General features: G+C 57.6%; 8 protein-coding genes. 2 read left to right on the top strand and 6 right to left on the bottom strand.

Annotated elements, in window-relative coordinates; genetic code table 11:
• The 3 genes from DYL59_RS31065 to DYL59_RS31055 all read right to left on the bottom strand — a co-directional run.
• Positions 1-417: FAD-dependent oxidoreductase (locus DYL59_RS31065; RefSeq protein WP_167496744.1), on the bottom strand; the 417-nt coding region annotated here is incomplete at its 3' end.
• A gap of 2 nt (positions 418-419) precedes the next feature.
• Positions 420-740, bottom strand: a complete 321-nt coding sequence (locus DYL59_RS31060; protein ID WP_122557443.1) for a MocE family 2Fe-2S type ferredoxin — start codon at positions 738-740, stop codon at positions 420-422.
• A gap of 26 nt (positions 741-766) precedes the next feature.
• On the bottom strand, positions 767-1,861 hold the full coding sequence (locus tag DYL59_RS31055; RefSeq protein ID WP_135292604.1) for a fatty acid desaturase family protein: 1,095 nt from the start codon (positions 1,859-1,861) through the stop codon (positions 767-769).
• 162 nt (positions 1,862-2,023) lie between these two features.
• On the opposite strand from DYL59_RS31055, the gene DYL59_RS31050 reads away from it, so the two are divergent.
• Positions 2,024-3,073 (top strand): LacI family DNA-binding transcriptional regulator, encoded by a 1,050-nt coding sequence (locus DYL59_RS31050; protein WP_135292603.1) that lies wholly within the window; start codon positions 2,024-2,026, stop codon positions 3,071-3,073.
• Positions 3,074-3,104: 31 nt separating this feature from the next.
• Here the strand turns inward: DYL59_RS31050 and DYL59_RS31045 are convergent, their stop codons facing one another.
• The 3 genes from DYL59_RS31045 to DYL59_RS31035 are packed head-to-tail and all read right to left on the bottom strand — an operon-like array spanning position 3,105 to position 5,876.
• Positions 3,105-4,031, bottom strand: a complete 927-nt coding sequence (locus DYL59_RS31045; protein WP_135292602.1) for a LysR substrate-binding domain-containing protein — start codon at positions 4,029-4,031, stop codon at positions 3,105-3,107.
• A complete protein-coding gene (locus tag DYL59_RS31040) occupies positions 4,031-4,879 on the bottom strand; it encodes a DMT family transporter (RefSeq protein ID WP_135292601.1) in 849 nt (282 codons plus the stop codon). Before DYL59_RS31040 ends, DYL59_RS31045 begins: the two co-directional genes overlap by 1 nt.
• 49 nt (positions 4,880-4,928) lie before the next feature.
• Complete coding sequence (locus DYL59_RS31035) at positions 4,929-5,876, bottom strand: TauD/TfdA family dioxygenase (protein WP_135292600.1); 948 nt, start codon at positions 5,874-5,876, stop codon at positions 4,929-4,931.
• Positions 5,877-6,340: 464 nt separating this feature from the next.
• Between DYL59_RS31035 and DYL59_RS31030 the strand changes: the two genes are divergently transcribed.
• Positions 6,341-6,637 (top strand): DUF6124 family protein, encoded by a 297-nt coding sequence (locus DYL59_RS31030; RefSeq protein WP_135292599.1) that lies wholly within the window; start codon positions 6,341-6,343, stop codon positions 6,635-6,637.
• The last annotated feature ends 76 nt before the right edge of the window (positions 6,638-6,713 follow it).

The following is a 6,713-nucleotide window of genomic DNA, read 5'->3' as shown; positions in this document are numbered from 1 at the left end:
GGTTAGCGCGCTGCGCAGGGCCAGCGCTTCATCGTGGGTGCGCAGGTAAAGCACATTCGCCTGCTGCTGGGGCAAGCGCCGCGCCCGGCCGCCGGTGGCCAACAGTAAACCGGCGTAAGGCAGCCACTGGCCGTCGGCAAGTTGCAGGCGGTGTTGCTGGGGTTCCAATTGGGTCACAGGGTTAGCGGCGATGTGCTCGATGCCCAGCTCCGTCAACCGGTCGTTGTCGCAGAGGCTGTAGCCGGCCAAGTCCGCCGTGCCTTGCAACAGCCCCTTGGACAGTGGCGGGCGCTCATAGGGCAGGTGCGGCTCGTCGCCGATCAGAAGCAGGCGCCCGGTGTAGCCTTCTTCGCGCAAGGTCAGCGCCGCACGGCCACCGGCATGGCCGGCGCCCACGATAATCAAGGGTGCGTTCATGCTCAGGCCGTGACGGCGAGCAATACCCGCCCCGCTTCGACCCGTACCGGGTAGGTCTTGAGGTTGACGCACACCGGCGCGCCCATGGCCTTGCCGGTGCGGTAATCGAAGCGCCCGTTGTGCTTGGGGCACTCGATCACATGGTCCATCACCAGGCCGTCGGCGAGGTGGATTTTCTCGTGGGTACACAGGCCGGCAGTGGCGAAGAATTCATTCTCGGCCGAGCGGTACACGGCATACGTATGGGCCCCGTGGTCGAAGCGCAGCACGTCTTCTTCGTCTATTTCGCCCACGGCGCAGACGTCGATCCATTGATCGTTCATGGTGTTTTCTCTTGTTCTTGGGGGGTTCAGCCGGCAGCGGCTTCTGCATGCACCGGTGCGTTGGCCGCCGGTTCAGCCGCCGTGCGAATAGGCCGTTGGATGAAATAATTCGGATCGCTGCGCTGGCGCCAGATCGTGGGGAGGATTTCTTTGTAGGCCTCGAAGAGGTTGGCGTACGGCGGCGGGCAATCGCTGCGGATTTCTTCGTGCAACTGTTCCAGGGCGTGGTACGGCACCATCGGGTACATGTGGTGTTCGAGGTGGTAGTTCATGTCCATGTAGATAAAGCGCAGCACGCGGTTCATGTAGATGGTGCGGCAGTTGCTGCGATGGTCCAGCACGTCTTCGGCCAAGCCCACATGCTGGGTGAGACCAAACAGGTAGCCGAGCCAGGCGCCGTAGATGCTCGGCAGGCCCACCAGCATCAGGGGCAGCCAGCTGTGCAGGTACAGGGCGGTGCCGATGACCACGGCGTAAATGGCGACCCAGATACGGGCGGCACGGAACACCTTGGGCCATTCGGATTCGGGTATAAAGTCGGCTTCCTGGGCACTCATCTGGCCCATGGCATGACGCGCCACGCCGCTGAAGGTTTTCCAGGCCAGGGGCAGGTTGAACAGGCTCAGGAACATCATCAAGAAGCTCGGCGGGCGTGGCTCGACGATCTCCGGGTCACGGCCGACCACGATGGTGTCGGTGTGATGCCGGGCATGGCTCCAGCGCCACACATGGGGCTCGAAGATGCACATGAAGCTCGCGACCTGGTAGAGCACGTCGTTCATCCAGCGGGTCTTGAACGCCGTGCCGTGGCCGGTCTCGTGCCAGCGCGGGTTGGACGCAGTGCCGTAGAGCACGCCGTAGGCGATAAAGAACGGCACGCAGGCCCAGGTGCCCCAGAACCAGACGCCGCCAAAACCGGTGGCGAACAAGGCGGCCACCCACAGGGCGGTATCACGCAGCGCCGGGCCGTCGCGGCGTTGCATCAGTTCTTTCATGCGTTTACGGGAAATCGGCGATTGGTACCAACTGGCTGATACCAGGCCTTTTTCGGCAGCACGGGCGGCTTCGGGGCCGGTCAGGCTGTAGTCGCGCCGAGTGGAGTGAGCGGTGTGTTCAGGCATTGTTATTGTTCTCCGCAAGCGATGGGTTTCGAGTGCTTTGCTGGAGAAAATATAGAGAGCGGGCAAATCGGCCTCAAGGGCTTGAATCCATTCCCTATCAAGCTATCATCCAGGCCCAGCGGGGCTTGATAGTTTTCTATCAAGACGCAATAAGGGCCAGTCATGAACAACAATAAACGCCCAACCATCGCCACCGTTGCCGCCCAAGCGGGCCTCAGCGTGGCCACCGTCGACCGGGTGTTGAATGCCCGTGCGCCGGTCAACCCGGAGACAGCCGAGCAGGTGTTTCAGGCCGCCGAAGCCGTGGGTTATTTTGCCGCCCGGTTGATCGGCCAGCGCATTCGTGAACGTCGGCCGACTTACCGTTTCGGCATCCTGCTGCTCGCGACGGCCCAGGCGTTTTACGCGACCCTCGCACATTCAATCAGCGCGGCCGCCGAGCAACATGCAGGCGCCAACCTGACGTGCCAGTTCGAATACATCGTGGACCGCACCCCCAGCGCCATCGTCGCGCAGATCGAACAGTTGGCCGTGCAGTGCGATGCCCTAGCCGTGGTCAGCTTCGCCCACCCGTTGATCAACGCCACCTTGGCGCAGATCCGCGAAGCCGGCGTGCCGGTGGTGGCGTTGCTGTCGGATATTCACGAGCAAGCCCTTGAGCCCTACGTGGGCCAGGACAACCACGTGGTCGGTCGCACCATGGGCTGGCTGCTCGCCCGCACCTGCGGCGCCCGCAAAGGCAGCGTGGGGATTTTGCTCGGCGGCCATCGCTTTCTCGGCCACCAGGCCCGGGTCGAAGGTTTGCACAGCTACCTCGCCGAGCACGCGCCAGGGCTCAAGCCTCTTGAGCCGCTGATCAACCTGGACAACAGCGATATCACCGAAGAAGCCACCCTCGACCTGATCACCCGCCACACCGACCTGCGCGGCCTGTGCGTGGTGGGCGGCGGCGGCGACGGCATCATCAATGCCCTGGCGCAATTGCCCAAGCGGCCGGCGTTGTGTTGCATCTTGCAGGAGTCCACCGAGCTGTCGCGTGAGGCGTTGCGCCGGGGGTTGGTGGATGTGGTGATGGATTCACAGCCACGCCAGACGGCCGTGGCGGTGGTGGAGTTGTTAGTGAAGTTGCAGACCGCCGAGGCCTTCGACCCATTGCGGCATCGGGTGTATATACCGCCGCTGATTGTGACGTCGGAGAATATGGGCAACTGATCTGACAAACCACGTTGAAATCACCGATCAATCAGCTCTCGGAACCGGACTTCACCTCGCGCCCAAACGCCTGCGCTTGAGCTTTGAGCCAGTCAAACAACCGGGCGATGTCAGGCTCTGACTGTCGTCCGTTTCGGCAAATGATGTAGTACGCAACTGGCAACATCATCTCCGGCGCGCTCAACCTCACCAATGAACCGTCCTTCAACGCGTCGTGAACCAACGCGGTTCTGCCCAGCGCAATTGCGCCACCTTTCACTGCCAGACTGATCGCCAGGCTGGAGTCCGGAAAGCGCGGCCCATGATGGTGCGGCGGCCCCTCCAGCCCGTGGAATGCAAACCAGCTTTCCCAGCCGGGGCAGACTTGATCGTCCACCCGGTGGATCAACGGAAAACGCGCAATGTCCGCCAAACCGATCTCGCCATTAACCCGTAGAAATTCCGGCGAACACACCGGGAACACCGCATCACGCATCAGCAGCTCGGCATAGTGATCGGGGTAATCGCCATACCCCATCACAATTGCGACATCGAACTGATGAGCACCCAGATTGCTGCTGTTCATATCAACGCTGGTTAGCACTACATCAAGATTGAATGAGGCTGCGGCGTGAGAACCGTGCATCCTGGGAATCAACCAGGACGAGCAGAGAGAGGTCGTACATGACAGGTAAAGGGGCTGGGGTTTTATCGGGTTCAGCGAATACAGCACCGCTTCTAGCGCTTTGAAAAAATCCCCGGCCACCGGCAACAAGGCCTGCCCTGCCGCCGTGAGTTTGACACCGCGCGAATGCCGCTCAAACAACTGCACACCCCACCACTCCTCCAGACCGGCAATTTGATGGCTGATGGCGCTGGCGGTGAGGTTCAGCTCAGATGCAGCGCGAGCGAAACTCCCCGTTTGCGCCGCACTGACAAAGGCTTGCAGCATCGGTGTGGGTGGCGGACGTTGGGCCATCAGGTGCTCACTTTGATCAGGATGATCCCGCAAACAATGACGAACGCCGAAAGCATCCGCCGCCAGCCGAAGCGTTCATGGAAGAACAGCGCGGCAATAATGGCGCCGATAATAACACTGGTTTCCCGCAGGGCTGAGACCTTGGCCACCGCATCCAGCGACAGCGCAAACAGCACAAGACCGTAGGACACCAGATAAAAAACCCCGCCCATTACGCCCACTCGCCAATGGTTGCGAACCGCATGGGTGAACGTGGAGCGTTCCTTTAAATACGCCAGCAGCGGGATTGGGATGCTCTGGCATACCGTCAAATAGATGATGAATTGCAGCACCGTTTCACTGGCCCTGACACCTTTGGCATCCACCACCGTGTAGCACGCAACAAACGCCCCCGCGCACACCGCCATCAAAATGGGCTTGCACATCTGCGCGGTCATCCTGCGCACAAACGTCAAGCTGATAATGCCAACACCAATGAGCAACACGCCCGCCATCGCCTGGAATGACAGCTGCTCATGCAACAGAAAATAGGAGAACAGCACGACCAAAACCGGCGGCACGCCGCGCATCACCGGGTAGACCTGACCGAAGTCACCCGTTTCGTAGGCCTTGATCAGGAACAAGCGGTAAAGGGTGTTGAGCACCACGGAGATCAGTACATAACCCCACACCTGTGGGCTTGGCACATTCACTAGTGGCAGGGCTGCCAGGCAGATCAGCAGCGCTGTACCGTCGACCATGGCTAACGTCATGAAGCGGCTGCTACCGGCGCGGACAACGGCGTTCCAAGTGGCGTGCGCGAAGGCCGAAATCAAAACGAGGGTTATTGCGAGGTTGGAGTTGTCCATGGGGCTCGGTATTTACTAAAGAGTGGAAGTCGTGCGTTACGGCAGGAAATCATTGCTTGCGCAACCACATCCTTAACATGTAGCGATTCAAGTCACTCAAAAGCGCAGCGTCACTAATATCTGCGCGCGGAGAGTTCTTATCGATAAAATTCGTCCGGGTATGAAGAAATTTATTGTCGGCTGAAATAAGCAATTGCCCTGGCTCGAGCAATAGTCGGTGCTGAACCATTGACTGATCAATCACAGTGTCTAAAAAATCCAATGCCTGAATCTGCGCCATGGTCAGCGGAACTCCAGCTTTGAGATGCGCCGACTCAATATAAACGCGAAAGTACCTAATCAAAGGAATACCTTCATAAGAAAAACTCAGTATAGGCGCTTTAAATAGCTGCTCCTCATCTGACATCCCTCGGTTCTCAAAGTAAAAGTCGTATTTTAACTCCTCAAGAACCTCTGGGAACGCCATTAACTCGGCATATACAGCACTCGCATCAATAAGAATACTTTCTCCCCCCACAAGAGCCTTTTGCCCACAAGCAAGAATCAAATAGTCAATAGGTAACGGATCGTTCACACCATCATTGTGAGCGTATGCGCCTTGCCGGGTTTGATGATATCTCGCGCCTTCTTCAACGCGCTTACCACCTCGGTCGTATACCTCAATAATCTTGTGGCCGAGATGATTCTGTACCATAGGCGTACCTAACATAGAACCAAATGTCCATACGAGTGATTTGAACCCTACAAGGTCATCAGCCAAGAATCCATCAAGGATCAGAACATGGCTTTGATGTTCAATCACGTCCCGTATATTAAGTAACTCTTCGCTGAGCGCATGTAGATCACAAAGATAGGTTTGGGCAGAGCTTGCATCCAGCCAGTCAAGCTCACCATATTGTTCAAGCATAGACCTTGCATTCAAGAGCTCATCAAATGCAGCTTTTGAGAGTCTGACTTTAGTTAAGCCTTGGCGAAAATTGCTGACATCTATATTCATCGTATCCCTATGGTGCTGACGATTTGATCCAGCATTTAACTAACTTCACTACACACACAAAAAGCGAAACATTATCAGCGCTGCCATCAAAAATCGTCATGACAGACCATTCCTACAGACAAATTTCTATATGGGCGGTTACTGGCGTTTAGTCATAGCTTGTAAAGGGCCAGCAAGGCGTGTCCCTTTAAATTGCAGGACGTTTCCTAGACAATCTCCGCCGCCTTGTGCCTGCTGGAATCGGTGGCTAGTCTGCGGTCCGTCACTGCCTATTCAGTGATCGGGTTTAGTCGCCCGCCCCTATCACGCGCACGGCCTTCCATCAGTTTTATGGTGGCTGTGCGTAGGGCACCTTAGGGTGCGCCGGATTTGCGTGATGGCCGGTCGACTAACCTGCGTACAGCTACCACCTATTCGTTTAGTCGCGACGGGTGGTAATTCTCAACTCATCACGGAATTACATCATGAACAAAGTTCTACCCGACTCATCTGTCGACCCCGCGAAAGACCGCACCGCTTTCAACCGCGCCATCGACCACTATCTGCCCACCCAAGGTTTCCATTCCATCAACGAAGACCTGAGCTTCGAAGATGCCCTGCTCTACACCGCCAGCTTGCTCGACAGCGCTTCGGCAACTGCATTGGACTGTGGTGAGTTGTTGGAGAGCCCTGAGCGGGCGAAGATTTTGGCGGTGTGGCATTTGCTGGAAATTGCCAAGACCACTGTGGACCGTTCCATCGACTGCCTGAAACACAGTTGAACATGTGGGAGGGGCTCGCCTGCGAAGTCGGATGGTTAGCTGGAGCATGTATGCACTGACCCACCGCCTTCGCGAA

This window comes from Pseudomonas kairouanensis, from assembly GCF_004682055.1.
In the GTDB taxonomy this organism is placed as follows: domain Bacteria; phylum Pseudomonadota; class Gammaproteobacteria; order Pseudomonadales; family Pseudomonadaceae; genus Aquipseudomonas; species Aquipseudomonas kairouanensis.
This window is presented reverse-complemented; position numbering and strand designations above follow the sequence as displayed.